This is a genomic window from Prauserella rugosa, from assembly GCF_000719975.1.
In the GTDB taxonomy this organism is placed as follows: domain Bacteria; phylum Actinomycetota; class Actinomycetes; order Mycobacteriales; family Pseudonocardiaceae; genus Prauserella; species Prauserella rugosa.
In genome coordinates, this window is the sequence record NZ_JOIJ01000005.1 from 300,360 (window position 1) to 317,202 (window position 16,843).

16 protein-coding genes are annotated in these 16,843 nt (G+C 68.8%); 6 read left to right on the forward strand and 10 right to left on the reverse strand.

Annotated elements, in window-relative coordinates; genetic code table 11:
* Positions 1–188 precede the first annotated feature (188 nt).
* The gene (locus tag IF64_RS0109970) at positions 189–806 is read right to left on the reverse strand and encodes a GntR family transcriptional regulator (RefSeq protein WP_030531763.1); all 618 of its coding nucleotides are present in this window, start codon (positions 804–806) and stop codon (positions 189–191) included.
* Positions 803–2,275, reverse strand: a complete 1,473-nt coding sequence (gene tcuA / locus IF64_RS0109975; RefSeq protein WP_030531764.1) for an FAD-dependent tricarballylate dehydrogenase TcuA — start codon at positions 2,273–2,275, stop codon at positions 803–805. Before tcuA ends, IF64_RS0109970 begins: the two co-directional genes overlap by 4 nt.
* Before the next feature lie 35 nt (positions 2,276–2,310).
* On the opposite strand from tcuA, the gene IF64_RS0109980 reads away from it, so the two are divergent.
* Together IF64_RS0109980 and IF64_RS0109985 are read left to right on the forward strand one after the other, a co-directional pair.
* Entirely contained in the window at positions 2,311–2,913 is a 603-nt protein-coding gene (locus tag IF64_RS0109980; RefSeq protein WP_084705759.1) for an AbrB family transcriptional regulator, read from the forward strand.
* Complete coding sequence (locus tag IF64_RS0109985; RefSeq protein ID WP_030531766.1) at positions 2,913–3,452, forward strand: AbrB family transcriptional regulator; 540 nt, start codon at positions 2,913–2,915, stop codon at positions 3,450–3,452. Before IF64_RS0109980 ends, IF64_RS0109985 begins: the two co-directional genes overlap by 1 nt.
* Here IF64_RS0109985 and IF64_RS0109990 read toward each other — a convergent pair.
* Positions 3,440–4,405 carry a LysR family transcriptional regulator gene (locus IF64_RS0109990; protein WP_084705760.1) on the reverse strand — a complete coding sequence of 322 codons (966 nt, stop codon included), beginning with the start codon at positions 4,403–4,405 and terminating at the stop codon, positions 3,440–3,442. The genes IF64_RS0109985 and IF64_RS0109990 overlap by 13 nt on opposite strands.
* 224 nt (positions 4,406–4,629) lie before the next feature.
* Here IF64_RS0109990 and IF64_RS0109995 point away from each other — a divergent pair, with 224 nt between their 5' ends.
* The 3 genes from IF64_RS0109995 (at position 4,630) to IF64_RS0110005 (ending at position 8,939) form a co-directional block, all read left to right on the forward strand.
* Positions 4,630–5,724: a PrpF domain-containing protein gene (locus tag IF64_RS0109995; protein ID WP_030531768.1), complete on the forward strand. Its 1,095-nt coding sequence runs from the start codon at positions 4,630–4,632 to the stop codon at positions 5,722–5,724.
* Positions 5,725–5,761: 37 nt separating this feature from the next.
* Complete coding sequence (locus tag IF64_RS0110000; RefSeq protein WP_051757648.1) at positions 5,762–6,862, forward strand: twin-arginine translocation signal domain-containing protein; 1,101 nt, start codon at positions 5,762–5,764, stop codon at positions 6,860–6,862.
* 94 nt (positions 6,863–6,956) lie between these two features.
* A complete protein-coding gene (locus IF64_RS0110005; RefSeq protein ID WP_030531770.1) occupies positions 6,957–8,939 on the forward strand; it encodes a tripartite tricarboxylate transporter permease in 1,983 nt (660 codons plus the stop codon).
* A 70-nt stretch (positions 8,940–9,009) separates the two neighbouring features.
* On the opposite strand, the gene IF64_RS0110010 is transcribed toward IF64_RS0110005, so the two are convergent.
* Positions 9,010–10,407 carry a class II fumarate hydratase gene (locus IF64_RS0110010; protein ID WP_030531771.1) on the reverse strand — a complete coding sequence of 466 codons (1,398 nt, stop codon included), beginning with the start codon at positions 10,405–10,407 and terminating at the stop codon, positions 9,010–9,012.
* A 156-nt stretch (positions 10,408–10,563) separates the two neighbouring features.
* Here IF64_RS0110010 and IF64_RS0110015 point away from each other — a divergent pair, with 156 nt between their 5' ends.
* Entirely contained in the window at positions 10,564–11,571 is a 1,008-nt protein-coding gene (locus IF64_RS0110015) for an NAD(P)/FAD-dependent oxidoreductase (RefSeq protein ID WP_030531772.1), read from the forward strand.
* A 21-nt stretch (positions 11,572–11,592) separates the two neighbouring features.
* Here IF64_RS0110015 and IF64_RS0110020 read toward each other — a convergent pair whose 3' ends face one another.
* The 6 genes from IF64_RS0110020 to IF64_RS0110045 form a co-directional block, all read right to left on the reverse strand.
* Entirely contained in the window at positions 11,593–12,435 is an 843-nt protein-coding gene (locus tag IF64_RS0110020; protein ID WP_084705761.1) for an aminoglycoside phosphotransferase family protein, read from the reverse strand.
* A 26-nt stretch (positions 12,436–12,461) separates the two neighbouring features.
* Positions 12,462–13,232: a S1 family peptidase gene (locus IF64_RS0110025; RefSeq protein ID WP_084705762.1), complete on the reverse strand. Its 771-nt coding sequence runs from the start codon at positions 13,230–13,232 to the stop codon at positions 12,462–12,464.
* A complete protein-coding gene (glpX, locus tag IF64_RS0110030) occupies positions 13,232–14,278 on the reverse strand; it encodes a class II fructose-bisphosphatase (protein ID WP_030531775.1) in 1,047 nt (348 codons plus the stop codon). Before glpX ends, IF64_RS0110025 begins: the two co-directional genes overlap by 1 nt.
* A gap of 108 nt (positions 14,279–14,386) precedes the next feature.
* Entirely contained in the window at positions 14,387–14,698 is a 312-nt protein-coding gene (locus tag IF64_RS0110035) for an exodeoxyribonuclease VII small subunit (RefSeq protein ID WP_030531776.1), read from the reverse strand.
* Positions 14,699–14,743: 45 nt separating this feature from the next.
* Positions 14,744–16,000 carry an exodeoxyribonuclease VII large subunit gene (gene xseA, locus IF64_RS0110040; protein WP_030531777.1) on the reverse strand — a complete coding sequence of 419 codons (1,257 nt, stop codon included), beginning with the start codon at positions 15,998–16,000 and terminating at the stop codon, positions 14,744–14,746.
* Positions 15,997–16,785 (reverse strand): lipid droplet-associated protein, encoded by a 789-nt coding sequence (locus tag IF64_RS0110045; protein WP_051757651.1) that lies wholly within the window; start codon positions 16,783–16,785, stop codon positions 15,997–15,999. The genes xseA and IF64_RS0110045 overlap by 4 nt, the downstream gene beginning before the upstream one ends.
* Positions 16,786–16,843: the final 58 nt, after the last annotated feature.

Below are 16,843 nucleotides of genomic sequence, written 5' to 3' on the forward strand. Positions count from 1 at the left end.
GCTCGCGGGCTCGGGAAATTGGGCCCTGGTTCGAGAGGTGCAATCTTGGAGCGTAGTCGGAATGCAATTCGGGCAGTGCAATTGTTGGGATGAATCGGCCTCTGAGAAATTTCCGATCGTGTCACGGAACGGTCTGGCTGCGCCGAAACATCCAACCCTTCACGAATTCGCCCCGTTGTTTGGGACCGTCAACGCCGTCTGAACGCTGATTCGAGGTGGTGGTGCATCAACGCCGCGGCCTCGGCGGCCTCGTGCCGGCTGATGTGTTCCACGAGCTGCTCGTGCTCGTCCAGGGCTGTCTTCCATCGCTCGTCGTGGCGCAGCGTGGTTGGGGCGATGCACATCGACTGCACGCCGTACTTCCGGTTGGTCTCGAGCAGGAAGGGGTTGCCGCTGGCCTGCCAGATCTGCTCGTGGAACTCGTAATTGATGTTGCGACGGGTGACCGGGGAGGGGTCGTCCAGGTTTCGCTGCTCGGTCACCGAGGCCTGGAGCCGCATCACCACGCTCTCGCTGCGGCGCATCGCGGCCAGCCGGGAGGCCTCGGACTCGAGGACCGCGCGCATCTCGTAGAGCTGGCCGGTCTTCTCCTCGTCCCACACGGTCACCCTGGTGCGCCGGCCGTGGCGTTCGGCCAGTCCGTCGACCACCAGCCGGGCGACCGCCTCCCGGACCGGGGTCCGGGAGGTGCCGACCAGCTCAGCCACTGCTCGCTCGTGGAGGTCGTACCCCTGTTCGAGCGAGCCGTCGAGGATTTTCGAGCGCAGCTGTTCGTAGACCACGTCGACCTGGGGGCGGAACGTCACGCAGCCGCGCTCCGTCCGGCGATCCGGCCGAAGACGATCCCGGCTGCCAGGCCGGATCCGCCGGGGTAGTTCTCGCTGAAGAGGCCACCGAGCGCCTCGCCACAGGCGAAGAGCCCAGGGATCGGCGAGCCGTCCTCCTTCAGCACCCGGGCCTGGGAGTCGCCCTTGAGTCCGCCGAAGGTGAAGGTGATTCCGCAGGTGACCGGGTAGGCGTAGAAGGGCGGTTCGGCGATCCGGTTGGCCCAGTTCGACTTCGGCGGTTCGGTGCGTGCCGCCCGACCGTCCTTCACATTGGGGTCGAACTCGGCGGAGGTGTCGATGGAGGCGTTGAAGGACTCCACCGTCTCGGCCAGACCGGCCGGGTCGATGCCGGCCTCCTCGGCGAGCTCCTGCAGGGAGTCGGCCACGTGCTCGCCCACCCCGGGTACTTCGTACTCCTGAGGTCGCAGCATGGGGCGCAAAGGTGCGTCGAAGATCTGCCAGGCGATGGCACCGGGCTGCATCAGCACCTCCTTGCCGTACTTGGCGTAGGTCAGGTTCCGGAAGTCCGCACCCTCGTCGAGGAATCGCTTCCCGTGGCGGTCGACGATGATACCCAGCGGATAGCTTTGCCGGGTGAGGCGGTTGGTGACCTCGTAGTTGGACTCGTTGTCCTCGTAGCCGGCATCCCACTGGGTTGCGTGACAGGAGGACCAGTCTCCGCCCTTGGCTGCGCCGAGTCGCAGGGCTTCCCGCAGCATGGTGCCGGTGTTGAAGGGGCTACCACGGGTGACGGCGTGGTGCCATTCGGCGCCCATGTGCTCGGCGCGCATCTCCTTGTTGGCCTCGAACCCACCGCTGCCGAGGACGGTCGCTTCGGCGCGGACGATGTGCTCCTCGCCGTCGCGTTCGAAGGCCACGCCGGTGACGGTTCCGTCCTCCACGAGGAGCTTCACCGCTCGGGCCTCGTAGAGGATCTCGATGCCGGTGGCCTCCGCGATGCGGAGATGGTCGCGAATGAGGCCCTCACCCCCGTCGACGTTGCCGACGTGCAGCCCGCCCCAGAACAGGTACCCACCGCCGGGGGTCTCGTAGGCCTGCCGCTCGTACATCAGGCGGTACCGCATCCCCTTCGCCTTGAGCCACCGCATATCGGCCGAGATGTTCGAGGTGAGGATCTCGGTCATGTCCGGGTCGTTGCGTCCCAGGGTGACCTTCTTCAGGTCCGCCGCGTAGTCCTCCTTGGGGTAGGGCGGCACCTCGCTGCGGCCGTGCCGCTCGTCGGGTTCCACCAGGTCCTTGAGGCTCTCCAGTCCCTCATGGGTCATCCGGGTGGCCCCGGCGGTGAAGTAGCTGTTGCCGCCTGCTTGGGACTTCGGGGCTGCTTCCAGCATCAACACCTGCCTGCCGGCCTCCCTGGCTGCGTGTGCTGCGCACATTGCCGCGTTTCCCGCGCCGACGACGAGGACGTCAGTGGTGTAGGTAGACATTTACACTCCCTTGGTATGCCAAAAGCCTGTTCAGCATGCCAACGTTTGGACTGGAACTCAACAGGCACGTATGTCCCTGCAGGGCAGGGAGTGAGGGGAGAGGGTTGATCTCCGAACCGGAACGCCCGCGCGATCGGCAGTGGGTTGGGGTGGCGCGGCTCCTTGTGGGAGCAGTCGTGGTGGGCGGTCTCTTCGAGTACCTGGGGATTCCGGCGGGGATGCTCCTCGGCAGCGCGATCGGCGCGGCCCTGGTCAATCAGCCCGGTATGCCGCGCATGCGTCCGGTGGCCTTCCCCCGTGCGCTGCGCCAGACGGGTCTCGTCGCCATCGGTGTGGTGAGCGGGGTGATGCTCACCGTGGACTCTCTGGCGAGTACCGCTGCCGTCGCGCTACCCGTGGCGGGGGCCTATCTCGCCCTGGGCGTCGTCAATCTGGTCTTCATCACGCTGCTGATGTCTCGCTACAGCGTCGATCCCGCCACGGCCGTGCTGACTGTCACTCCCGGTGGGCTGAGCGAGGTCAGCTCGCTGGCCATCGACAAGGGCGCCCGGCTCGGGGTCGTGCTCACCGTCCACGCGGTGCGTCTGTTCGCCCTCGTCTTCCTGGTGCTCCCGGTCCTGCTGGCGGTGCTCACCTGATGGGGCTGGTTTCCCTGCTCGCCGTCTTGGCCGGTTCACTGGGAGCGGCGCTGGCCTTCCGCTGGGCTCGCGTTCCGCTGTGGGCGCTGACCGGAGGGCTCGTCGGTGCGGCCGCCGTCAACCTGGGCCTGGGTCTGGAGGTGGAGGCCCCCAACCTGCTCGTGTTGGGGGCGAAACTCCTGATCGGCACCGCCATCGGGGCCAGTCTGAGTCCCGACGTCTTCCGCCAGTTCATGCGCTTCTTCGGACCGGGGGTGCTGGCTGTGACCACCGTTCTCGCGGTCGGAGTCCTCTTCGGCTGGGGCTTCGCCGCGTGGGGTCTGATGGAGCCGGGGGAGTCCATGTTCGGGCTGGTGCCGGGTGGCGTCGGGGAGATGGTGGCAACTGCGGCGTCTCTGGGGCTCGACGGTGCCGTGGTCACCGGCGCCCATATGGTCCGGCTGTTCACCGTCGTGCTGAGTCTCCCCTTGATCCTCCGGGCTGCCGAGGCCATCCACCGGCGACGGATCGCCGGCACGGGCAGCGATCAGGCGGAGTGAGGCCCGGTCCTCGCGCCTGGGGACGAACGCGTCTCTGATGGGACAGAAGGCGTGAAGTCCTGCCGGACCAGTTCCATCAGCACCGAGCGGAAGGCCACCTCGGCCGGGGAATAGACGCGCTCCTCCCGTTGGGCGAGCAGCACATTGCGTACCGGGGCTTCGTCCCCCAGCGCCAACACCCGGATGTCCGGGTGTTGGATCGCGATGGCGCTGCGCGGGGCCATCGCCACTCCGATTCCCACGCTCACCATCGCTTGAGCTTCCTGGTAGTTGTTGGCGTAGAGAGCGATCGACGGCCGGAAGCCCGCCTTCTCCGCCGCCCGCTCCAGGACCTCCACCACGGGGTGGCGGTTGGCGCGCACGATCCACGACTCGTCGCGCAGCTGTGCGAGGTTGATCTGGTCCTGGTCGGCCAAGGGATGGCGCTTCGAAACCAGGATCACGGAGTCCTCCCGAAACAGCTCCTGAAGACGCAGTCCTTCGATGTTGATCGGCTGCCACGGGTACTCCCACAGGAAGCACAGGTGGGAACGCCCCCGTTCGAGATCTTCCAGGAGTTCGTCGAAGCGTCCGCTGGAGACCGTGAGATCGATGGCCGGATAGCGCGACTTGAACGTCTCCAGCACCCGCGGCAGGAACGAGGCGGCCATCGTGGGAAAGGCCCCCACGATCAGCGAGCCTCGGTTGCCTTCGGCCAGATCGCGAAGGTCCGCTGCTGCCGCATCCAGTTGCCGTAGCACCTTGCGTGCGTGACTGACGAGGATGTGCCCCGCATCGGTGGGGATGATGCCGCGAGGGCGACGGCGTACCAGCGGGTGCCCGGCCTCTCGCTCGAGCTTCTTGAGCTGTTGGGACACCGCGGAAGGGGTGTAGCCGAGCTCGTCGGCAGCCGCGGTGATGGAGCCGGTCTCTGCAACACGCACGAGAACTTCGAGCCGTTGTGGGTTCAGCATGACACTCCACTTAAGTGGACATTCACGGAGCTTCCCCTTTTGTAAATCTGCTTTATCTGACTGCTCAGAGGCTATGTGCAGGGTCCGAGCGGACGCAAGGAACGTGGACTTCACCACTGCCGGGTGAAGCATCGCTTAAGCATCCATCAAATACTCAACATTGTTTTAATTCGCGGGTCCTGTGAGGCTGTGCGGCGATACCGGACATTGTGGAAAGGCACCTGATGCAGATCTCGGCAAGCTGGGTCCGAGGGGGGACCAGCAAATGTTGGGTGTTCGAGAAGGAGCACATCGAAAGAACCGGTTTGTCGGCCGATGAGCTGCTCCCGCGCGTCTACGGAAGTCCGGACCTACGGCAGATCGACGGAGTCGGAGGGGCCACGTCGACCACGAGCAAGGCGGTGATCCTTGAACCGTCCGCCGATGACGACCTCGACGTGGTGTACACGTTCGCCCAGGTCGGCATCGAGGAGTTCAAGGTGGACTGGGGCAGCAACTGCGGAAACTGCTCGGCTACCGCGGGTCTGTACGCACTGGAGCGTGGCTGGGTACAGCCCGCCGAGGATGTGACATACGTCCGGACGTTCAACACCAACAGTGGTCAGAAAGTGGTTCAGCGGATCCCTACCCCGGGGGGCGCCCTGCCCGCCGAACCGAGCGCCATCATCCCCGGCACGGTCTACCCCGGCCACGAGGTCGGTCTGGGCTTCGTCGAACCGGGAGGGAAGACCACCGGCAAGCTTCTGCCGACCGGGGCCGGCACTGATGTGCTCACCGTCGATGGCGTCGACTACCCCGTCTCGATCGTCGACGCGGGGGCTCCGGCCGTCATTCTGTCGCCGGAGACTGCCGGTCTCGCCGGGCTGCCGCATGCCGAGTGGGCCGGGACGGCGATCACCGAGAAACTCTCCGTGCTGGACAAGATCCGCCGAGCCGGTGCCGTCGCCATGGGGCTTGCTCTCACCCCGGAAGCGGCCGAGCGCGCTGTCCCCAAGCTCGGAATCGCAGGCCCTGCCGAGGATGCGGACGCCGATATCGAGGTCCTGATGCTCTCGATGGGGAAGCCCCACCCGGCCATGCCCATCACCGGCAGCGTGGCAATGACGATGGCGGCCTTCACCGAAGGAACGTTCCTCCACCGGGCAGCGATGTTGGGCCGTACGAACGGAAAACTGCGCTTTCGTACCCCGGCCGGGATCATCGTCACCTTTGCCGACGACTTCGGCGGCGAGCTCGTCGTCGGTGCCGACCGCACCGCCCGCACCCTGGCCGACGCCACTCTGTACATTCCCGACCCCCCGCTGGAGCACGTCGCGTAGGTGCGGCGTACTTCGCTGATACGAACCAGGAGATGCAATGGTGCATCCGATCTCCCGACGGAACTTCCTCATCGGTGGCGCACTCGGCGTCGCCGCGGCCGGCCTCGCCGGATGCGCCCCGCCGCAGGCCGCTTTCAAGGCTTCTGGGCCCGGGGTAGTGGATGTCGTCATTCCCTACGCCGCCGGTGGTGGAACGGACACGTGGGCTCGCTTCGTCACCCCGTACTTCGCCGAACTGCAGAAGAACGTCTCCCGGTACCAGTTCGAGAACATCGCCGGCGGTGAATCCGTCACGGGCACCAATGCCTATGTCGAGGCGGGGGTGAACGACGGCCGGCACATCCTCGTCAGCTCCGGAACCACGTACCTGCAGGGGATGTTGGAGCACGGGAACGTCGAGTTCGACTTCCGGAAGATGGTGCCGCTGGTGCTGCACGGCACAGGAGGGATCCTCTACTCCAACGCCGCCAGCGGTATCCGCTCCATGGAAGACCTCCTCGAAGCAGGCAGCCGTGTCAAGATCGGCGGAATCTCAGCCTCCGGCCTGGACCTCGTCCCGCTGCTGGCACTCGAGGTCCTGGGCGCCACGGTCACCGGAGTCTTCGGGTTCGAGGGCAGAGGACCGTCGCGCCTGGCACTGGAACGCGGCGAGACCGACATCGACTTCCAGACCACCTCCACCTGGCTGGGTCCGCTCTCGTCGATGGCCGAGTCCGGCGACATCCACCCGTTGTTCTCGGTGGGTGTGCTCAAGGACGGCAAGGTCGTCCGTGACCCGAACATGCCGGATGTGCCGACCCTCGAGGAGATCTACCGCGATCTCCACGGTGAGGCTCCCAGCGGTCTGGCCTATGAGGCCTATCAATCCTTCGTCACCCCGGCGTTCTATTACCAGAAGGGATTCTGGTCGAACGCGGGAACGAGCGACGAGCTCGTCGACGCATATGCGGAGATGGTCGGGAAGCTCAACCGGAACCAGAAGTTCCTGGACGAGGCGGCAGGAGCCCTGGGTGGCTACGAACTGCAGCCGGGCCATGGCAACGCCGAGATCTTCCGCAAGGCACTGGACATCAGGCCGGCAGCTCTCCGCCATGCCAAGAGGTTCCTCACCAACGAGTACGGAGCGGTCCTGGGCTGAGCCCGCTGCCGCGCACCGATCACGCGGCTGCTCGACCGCTCGTCATTCGTACCAGCTGTCACGCCGCAACCCGTTAGTACTTTAAGGACAACAGATGTTAGAGGCAGCCACTGCGGCCTTGTCCAGCTTCGCCGATCCGGCGATGCTGCTGTACCTGGTCGTCGGCGTCGTCGTCGGACTGGTCATCGGCGTCATTCCCGGCCTGGGGGGTACGGGAGCCGTCGCGGTCCTGATGCCCTTCGTGTTCGTGCTCGAGCCGAACCAGGCGATCGCCATGATCATCGGTGCCGTCGCGGTGGTGCACACGTCCGACGTCATCACATCGGTGGTGCTGGGCATCCCCGGTTCCGCGTCGGCGGCGGTGTTCCTGCTGGACGGCCACACGATGGCCAAGGAGGGCGAGGGCGGCCGCGCGCTCTCGGCCAGCTTCATCGCATCCACAATCGGCGGCATCATCGGCATCATCGGACTCACCCTGGTCGTCCCCGTGGCGCAGCCGGTGGTCACGGCATTCGGATCTCCCGAGATCTTCATGCTGATCGTGCTGGGCATCTTCCTCACCGCCATGTTGTCCAAGGGCAACGTCGTCAAGGGACTGGTGGTCGCCGCCTTCGGCATGCTCCTGGGCATCGTGGGAATGTCCCCGATCTCGGCGGAATACCGCTACACCTTCGGCTCGGAGTATCTGACCGAGGGCATCGGCCTGGTCGCGGCCGCACTGGGGATCTTCGGCGTCGCCGAGATCATCCAGCTGGTCGCCAAGCGCAGCTCGGTCGCGGACCGGAACGTCAGCCTCGGCAAGGGCTGGGGCCGGGGCGCCCGCGACGTCGTCAAGTACAAGGGCGACGTGCTCCGTGGGTCGGGCGTCGGTGTCGGCGTCGGTATCCTGCCCGGCGTCGGAGCGACGGCCGGGGCGTGGCTGGCCTACGGGCAGGCCCAGGCGATCGGAAGCCGCCGCAAGGGCGCGCGTTTCGGCCAGGGCGACCCCCGTGGGGTCATCGCTCCTTCGGCGGCGAGCAACAGTATCGAGTCCGGTGGTCTGATCCCGACCCTGCTGTTCGGCGTGCCCGGCGCCGCGCCCTTCGCGCTGCTGCTCGGCGTGCTGCTGATGTTCGGCATCCAGCCGGGGCCCGACCTGATCGAACAGGACCTCGACCTCGTCTACTTCATCGTCTGGTCCTTCGCCATCGCGTCGCTCATCGGGGCGGTCCTCGCGTTCTTCATGGCCCGGCCGCTCGCCCGGCTCAGCTTCGTCAGCTTCCCGGTGCTGGCCGCCGCCCTGATCCCGCTGCTGTTCATGAGCGGGTTCCAGGAGCCGCTGAACCTGGGCGTCTTCTACACCATGTTGCTCCTGGGCATCATCGGCTGGCTCTGCAAGGTCTGCGACATTCCGCGGGCCCCGTTCCTGATCGCCTACGTGCTCGCGATCCCGTTGGAGCGGTACTACTACATCACCGTGTCGGCCTTCGAACCCACGGAATGGATGACCCGGCCGTTCGTCGTGATCGTCGCGCTGTTGCTCGTCGTCACCGTCTGTGTGGTGGCCTACCGCAACATCAAGGCCAAGAAGTCGTCGTCGGACGAGGACGAGGACGAGGACCCGGCGGCCACCACCAATGAGGACGGCATCCATGTCCCGCCCTTCGTGGGCGTGGCCGTGACCGTCGGTGCGCTGTTGTTCTTCGTCGCCGCCTTCATCCTGGCGGCCGACTTCACGCCGAACGCCCAACTCTTCCCGTATGCGGCCAGCATCCTGGGCCTCGGACTCGGCGCGATAGCGCTCGTCAACGACATCCGGCAGATGCGCAGGGAGGGCGGTCCCGGGCGGATCGAAGGAGCGTTCAAGGCCCAGCTGCGAGTCGTCGGAATCTCGATTCTGTGGCTGTTGGCCTTCGTGTGGCTGGTGTTCCTGGTCGGCATGTACGTCGGCACGGCCGTGTTCGCGCTGGCCTTCCTCCTCGTGGTGGCTCGGATGAAGCCGTATCTCGCGGTGATCTATGTGGCCGCGATCGTCGGGGCGCTCTATGTCCTGGAGGAGTTTGCCGAGCTGATGGCCCCGGTCGGCTGGCTCATGTAGGAAAGGCCGCCGGAGTCCTGTGTGGACTCGCGGTATCGGGGGCCGCCCGCGCGGGCGGCCCCCGGCCGGTTCACTTCCCGCCGCGGGCCATGCGCAGCACGTCGAGGGCCTCGTCGAGCTGCGCCTCGGTGAGTTTGCCCTGCTCGATGTAGCCACGCTCCACGACGACCTGCCGGATCGTCTTGAGCTCGGCCAGCGCCTGCTTCGCGACGGCCGCCGCCTCCTCGTAGCCGATGTAGGCGTTGAGCGGCGTCACGATCGACGGCGAACCCTCGGCGTAGGCCTGCGTGCGTTCGGTGTTGACGGTCACGCCCGCGAACACCTTGTCCGCCAGCAGCCGCGACACCGCCGCGAGCAGCCGCGCCGACTCCAGGACGTTGCGCGCGATCACCGGCAGGTTCACGTTGAGCTGGAAGTTGCCCTGTGAGCCGGCGAACGCGACGGCCGCGTCGTTGCCGATGACCTGCGCGACCACCTGCAGGGTCGCCTCCGGGATTACCGGGTTCACCTTGCCGGGCATGATCGACGACCCTGGCTGCAGATCGGGCAGCGCCAGTTCGGACAGGCCGGTGCGCGGACCCGAACCGAGCCAACGCAGGTCGTTCGCGATCTTGTTCAGCGACACGGCGACGGTGCGCAGGTGACCCGAGGTCTCGACCACGCCGTCCTGGGACGCCTGCGCCTCGAAGTGGTCGCGGGCCTCCACGAGGGGAAGGTCGGTGACCTTCGCCAGCTCGTCGGCGACGGCGGAACCGAAACCGTCCGGTGCGTTGAGACCCGAGCCGACGGCCGTGCCACCGATGGGCAGTTCACCGAGCCGCGGCAGGCCGCTGCGCAGCCGCTCGATGCCGAACCGCACCTGTGCCGCCCAGGCGCCGGCCTCCTGGCCGAGCGTGATCGGCACGGCGTCCATCAGGTGGGTGCGGCCGGACTTGACGACGTCGGCCCACTCGGCCGCCCGCTGCTCGATGGTGGTGGCCAGGTGCTCGAGCGCGGGGATCACGTCGGTCAGCACCGCTTCGGTTGCGGCGACGTGGATCGTCGTGGGGAACGTGTCGTTCGACGACTGCGAGGCGTTGACGTGGTCGTTGGGATGCACGTCGCGGCCCAGCGCGCGCGAGGCCAGCGTGGCGATGACCTCGTTGGCGTTCATGTTCGACGACGTGCCCGAGCCGGTCTGGAACACGTCGATGGGGAAGTGCTCGTCGTGCTTGCCCTCGGCGACCTCGTCGGCCGCGCTCGCGATCGCCGCGGCCAGGTCCGCCTCCAGCACGCCGAGCCGGGCGTTCACGCGCGCGGCGGCCGCCTTCAGCAGGCCGAGCGCGCGAATCTGAGCCCGTTCGAGCGTCCTGCCGGAGATGGGGAAGTTCTCCACGGCGCGCTGCGTCTGCGCGCGGTACAGGGCGTCGGCGGGGACCCGCACCTCGCCCATCGTGTCGTGTTCGATCCGGAATTCCTGCTCTGCCATGTCCCCAGTCTGCTCCTGCGACGGCCGTGCGCGCCCGGTGTCCTCGCGCACGTTCGGGTGGGCGGGCCCGCGATGTTTCGACGGCCGCACAGGGGCGCCGTGGGTACTACGATCATGGGCGCGGCACCCACCAACGGCGGAAAGGGCGGTGAGCCCATGGGGACGCCTTCGGACGGTATCGACGTCGACGTGCTGATCGTCGGCGCGGGACCGACGGGCCTGTTCGCGGCCTACTACGCCGGCTTCCGCGGGCTGTCGGCGGCGGTCGTCGACTCGTTGCCCGAGACCGGCGGTCAGGTCACCGCGATGTATCCCGAGAAGATGATCTACGACGTCGCCGGTTTCCCCGCGGTGCGTGGACGCGACCTCGTCGACGGGCTCGTGAAGCAGGCGTCGCAGTGGAACCCGCACTACCTGTTGGGACGCAAGGCCGAGACACTCACCGAGAGCGGCGACCGGTTCGTCATGACGCTCGCCGGTGGCGAGGCCGAGGAGACCGTGCGGGCGCGGGCGGTGCTGATCACCGCGGGGATCGGCGAGTTCACCCCGCGCCCGCTGCCTGCGGGGGACGGGTGGCTCGGCAACGGGATGGTCCACTTCGTACCGGTCCTCGACGAGCATGCGGGCAAGGACGTCGTGGTCGTCGGGGGTGGCGACTCGGCCTTCGACTGGGTGCTGGCGCTGCACCCGATCGCGCGCAGCGTGACGCTCGTGCACCGCAGGGCGAAGTTCCGTGCCGCGGAGTCGATCGTCAACGAGGCACGCGAGGCGGGCGTCCGCATCATCACCGACGCCGAGGTCACCGAACTGCGTGGCGACGAGCACGGGCTCGCCGACGTGACGGTGGAGATCAAGGACCCCGAGACCAAGGAGGTCCGCCAGGAGGTGCTGCCCGCCCAGACGGTCGTGGCGGCGCTGGGCTTCACCGCCGACCTCGGTCCGATCGAGAACTGGGGGCTCGAAATCCACCAGCGGTCGATCTCCGTGGACTCGACCATGGCGACGGCGCGCAAGGGCATCTACGCGGCGGGCGACGTCGCGGCCTATCCGGGCAAGGTGAAGCTCATCGCGACCGGGTTCGGCGAGGCCGCCACGGCCGTCAACAACATCGCCGTGGAGATCGATCCCGGCGCCCACCTGTTCCCCGGCCACTCGAGCGGCTGAGCCAGGACGCCGCATGGCAGGTCAGCTCTCCAGCAGCTCCGCCCACCGCTTGAGCCTGGTGGCCCACGCGTGGTCGCCGTCGGCGCCGGCGAGTGCTTCGGCGCGCGCACGCAGGTGGACCCACTCGGCCGCGCGGTCGGGGTCGAGGTTCGCCGCGGCGGCGTAGCGCTCGACCCACGCACGTGCCGTGGCGGCCTCGGGCGGTGCCGGTGCGAGCGGATCGATCAGCGCCCACACGTCGGCGTGGCGGTCCCCGCGCACGGCGTGCGGGTCGATCACCCGCCATCGAGAGCCGTGGCGCACGGCGTTGGCGCCGTGGAGATCGGCGTGGAGCACGACGTCATCGTCCGCCGGTTCCAGCAGGGGTGACGGACCGAGCAGCCGTCGCCAGTCCCGGGAGTAGCCGCCGCCGATGTGCGGGACGGACGCCGGAGCGGGTCCGGACGCCGCGTGCAGGCGGCCGGCCAGTTCGCCGAGCACGTCGAGTCGCTGCTGCCACGTCAGATCGACCGCATCCAGCGGGGTCCCCGGTCGCAGCCGTTCCAGTAGGAGCGTGAACCCGTCGTCGCGGATGTCGAGCAGGTCGGCCGCTGCCCCCGAACGGCGCCACGCCGTCAACGCCGCGGCCTCGGCGGCGAGGTGCACGTCATCGGGGTGGCCGCGCGGGTGGACCTTGAGCACGACGTCGCCGGAGGCCAGGACCAGCGCGATGTGCCCACCGGTCAGCGGTGTCGCGTCCCGCAGGCCCCACGCCGCGATCGCCGCCTCGGCGCGCGTGCGGACGTCGTCGGCCATGGCCTGCACGTCCGCGTCGGGCCAGTAGCGTCGCCACCGCAGCCGCAATGCATCCACGACATCCGTCATCGCCGGTCAGGCGGGACTGGGCGCGATCACGCGGCGATCGTCTCGTCGATCCACGTCCGGTGAGCAGGGGCGGAGGTGTAGATCGACGGTGCCGTGCCGCACACCGCGTCGTCGTTGCCCGCGCGGCTCGACATGCCGATCAGCCGCCAGCGATCGCCGTCGCGCACGATCTGCGGCCCACCCGAATCGCCGTAGCAGGCGCCGCCCCCGTCGGGGTTGCCCGTGCACACCTCGGACCGTGCGGTGAATCCCGCGGCACATCGATCGTCCTGGACGACCCGGGTGTCCAGCTGCTGCAACATCACCGGGGACTCGCCGCAGCCGTCCTGCGCGCAGGTGCGACCCCAGCCGAGCAGCCTCGTCGCGGTGCCCGGCTCCGCGGACTCGGCGATGTCGATCGGTGTCGCCGTGACCGGCTCGGCCAGACGTACCAGCGCCAGGTCGTTCGGCGAACCGGGTGCCGTGTACGAGGGGTGCACGACGAGCTCCGCAGGCTGGGCGACCTCGCCGCCCTCGGTGCGGTCCGCGCTGCCGATCCTCGCCGTCAGCGTGTCCGCAGCGACCCCGTCGACGCAGTGCGCGGCGGTCACGAGCCAGTTCGACCGGATCAGTGACGCGCCGCAGAAATGGCCGTCCCCGTCGGCCAGCGACGTCATGAACGGATAGGTCTCGTCGGTGGGCGTGCCACCCACGACGTCGGGCTGCACCGACGCCTGCGCCGAGTTCGACACCGCGGGTGCGCACGCGAGGACGAAGGCCGCCGCGACCGCGGCGGCCTTCCCGAACAGCCCGCGCATCAGGGCAGCGGAGCCGACACGTCTTCGCCCTCGTCCGAACCGTCGAAGTCGACCGACGAGTACGAGCGCAGCTTGTTCAACCGGTGGTAGCCGTCGATGAGCCGCACGGTGCCTGACTTCGAGCGCATGACGATCGACTGCGTCGTCGCGCCGCCCGCGCGGTAGTGCACGCCACGCAGCAGGTCACCGTCGGTGATGCCGGTGGCGCAGAAGAACACGTTGTCGCCGCGTACGAGGTCGTCGGTCGTCAGGACCTGGTCGAGGTCGTGCCCGGCGTCGACCGCCCGCTGCCGCTCCTCCTCGTCCTTCGGCCACAGCTTGCCCTGCAGCTCACCACCGAGGCACTTGAGTGCCGCGGCGGTGATGATGCCCTCCGGCGTGCCGCCGATGCCCAGCAACATGTCGACACCCGTCGTCGCGCGGGCGGCCGCGATGGCACCGGCGACGTCACCGTCGCTGATGAACCGGATGCGCGCACCGGCCTCGCGGACCTCCTTGACGAGCGCCTCGTGCCGCGGGCGGTCCAGGATGCACACCGTCACGTCCGAGACGCTGCTCTGCTTCGCCTTCGCCACGCGGCGGATGTTCTCCTCGATCGGCGCCGAGATGTCCACGACCCCGGCGGCCTCCGGCCCGACGGCCAGCTTCTCCATGTAGAACACGGCGGACGGGTCGAACATCGCCCCGCGCTCGGCCACCGCCAGCACGGCCAGCGCGTTCGGCATGCCCTTGCTCATGAGCGTCGTGCCGTCGATCGGGTCGACCGCGACGTCACACTCGGGGCCCTCGCCGTTGCCGACCTCCTCGCCGTTGAACAGCATGGGCGCTTCGTCCTTCTCGCCCTCGCCGATCACGACGACGCCCCGCATGGTCACGGTGCCGATCAGCTGGCGCATCGCGTCGACGGCTGCGCCGTCCCCGCCGTTCTTGTCGCCCTTGCCGACCCAGCGGCCCGCCGCCATCGACGCCGCCTCGGTGACCCGGACGAGCTCCATGGCGAGGTTGCGGTCGGGCGCCTCGCCCCGTCTCGGCGTGCTGGTGGTCATGCTGCCTCCCGGGGTGGGTGTCGCGGAGATGCGCGGATCGGGCGATGATCGGCGCATCGAACTGCTTACAGTCTGCGCGAGCCTGCGTTCATGGAGTTGTCACGGACGTCACTGAGCACTCACTCCGGAGTGTCCCGCCTGCCCGCCCGGCTCCTCGGCGTCCGCGTCGGCGGTGTCGTCCGTGTCGTCCGTGTCGTCCTCAACGGTAGCCAGCGCGGCCTCGATCCGCTCCCGCGCGCCCGCCAGGTGGGTCTCGCACAGCCGCGCGAGACGCTCGCCACGTTCCCAGAGCGCGAGCGACTCCTCGAGCGAAAGGCCGCCCGCCTCGAGTTCGCGCACGACCTCCACCAGCTGGTCCCTGGCCTGCTCGTAGCCGAGGCCTGCCAGGTCGTCGGGGGTGTCGCCACCGGATTCGCTCACGTCGCGCTTCGCCTCACGTCTCGATGCACACGGCCGGGGCCGACACTATCGCGTGGTCGCCGAGACGGCGCCGTCGGTGACCCGGACCCGCAGTTCGGTGCCCGGCCGCACCTGGTCGACCGAACGCAGCACCTTCAGCTCGCCGTCGTCGTCGGTGTACTGGACCACGGCGTACCCACGCTCCAGCGTCGCCGACGGTCCCAGCGCCGTGAGCCGGGCGCGCGACGAGGCGAGGGCGCTCTGCTCGTGGGTCAGCGTCGTCATGATCGCCCTGCGCGCGCGTTCGACGTGCAGTTCGACGTCGGCGGCTCGCCGCTCGACCGGACCGTGCGGATCGGCCAGGCACGGACGGCTGCGCAACTGGTCGAGCTGCCTGCGCTGGCCGTCGACCCAGCCGTGCAGCGCGCGGCGTGCCCGGTCGCGCAGCTGGTGCACGCGTGCCGTCTCCTCCTGCACGTCGGGCACGACGGCCTTCGCCGCGCCCGTCGGCGTCGAACACCGCAGGTCGGCGACGTGATCCAGCAGCGGCGAATCGGGTTCGTGCCCGATGGCGCTCACGACCGGAGTTCCCGCGGCGGCCACCGCGCGGCACAGTGTTTCGTCGGAGAACGGCAGCAGGTCCTCGACGCTGCCCCCGCCACGGGCGATGACGATGACGTCGATCTCCGGGTCCGCATCCAGAGTGGACAGTGCACGCACGATCTGCGGCACCGCGCGTGCCCCTTGGACGGCCGTGTTGACCACCTGGAACTTCACCGCGGGCCAACGGTTCTGGGCGTTCACGAGCACGTCGTGTTCGGCGGCTGACGCCCGCCCGGTGATCAGGCCGACGCCACGGGGCAGGAACGGCGGGCGGCGCTTGCGCTCGGGTGCGAACAGTCCCTCGGCGGCGAGCAGCTTGCGCAACCGCTCGACCCTGGCAAGGAGTTCGCCGATCCCGACGGGCCTGATCTCGCTCGCACGCAGGCTCAACGTGCCGCGGCCCAGCCAGAACGACGGCCGCGCGTGCACGACCACGCTCGCGCCCTCGCGCAGCGGCGGGTCGATCGAACGCAGCATGCGCTGCTGGCAGGTGACCGACATGGAGACGTCGGCGGCGGGATCGCGCAGCGTGAGGAAAGCCGTCTGCGTGCCGGGCCGTGCCGAGATCTGCGTGATCTGCCCTTCGACCCACACCGAGCCGAGCCGGTGGATCCAGTCGGCGATCTTCCTGGCGACCGTTCGCACCGGCCACGGATTCTCGGCCGTCGACGGCCCCGACGAGTCCGAGCGGCCGTCGGAGGGGCGTGCGTCGGTGCTCACGACGTGCCTGCCTCCGAGGAGCCGGTGCCGCCGGTGGACTGCGAGCCGTTCTCCTCGGCGGCCGACTCGGCCCGCACGTTGGCGATCCGGCGCGTCAGCATCCCCGTGAACGAGGGGCGGTTCTCGTGGTCGCGTTCGTAGCCGAGCAGTTCCTCGAGCTCGTCGGCGGAGAACGAGCGCAGACGTGAGCGCAGCTGCGGCAGGCTCAGGTCGTCGTAGTTCGCCACGCCGGCGGGGCCCGTCCCCGAGGTGCCGCCGCCTCGCGCGTCCGTGGCGTCTCGGGCGTCGGTGGCCCTCGGTGTCTGCGTGCCGCCGCCGGTCACGTCGCTGGCAGAGGCGGCCGTGGCAGGCGTGGTCGTGGCAGGGGTCGTGGTGGCCGCGTCGCCGGCGTCCGGGACCTCGGCGCTGTCGAACTCGCCGTCCGGGTGCTCCTGGCCGAGTGCCTGCGACTCGGCGTCCCACGGGTCGTCGAACGTCGCCTCCGCGCCCGGCTCCGATCCCGCGGCGCCGGGCGCGGCCTCGACGCCGGACCCGGGCACGTCGTCGTCCTCGTCGAACGTGGCCCAGTTGGGCTCGTCCTCGACCCCACGGAACGCCGCCAGCGCGTCGTCACCCTTGATGGCCAGCTCCGTCACGTGCTGCTGAACCCTCATCGACGTCTGCAGCACCTGGCTGGCGACCGTCACCGGCAGTTCGGTGAGGTGTTTCGGCAGGTCGCGCACCGTGTCGGCGGTGGCGGCCGCGAGTCCGGCCGCCACGCGCACCGGGAACGGGAAATGCTTCATGGGGCAAGCCTGCCGCACATGACCCCTCCTGCACAGCCCCGCCCCGCCCGTGTGCGTG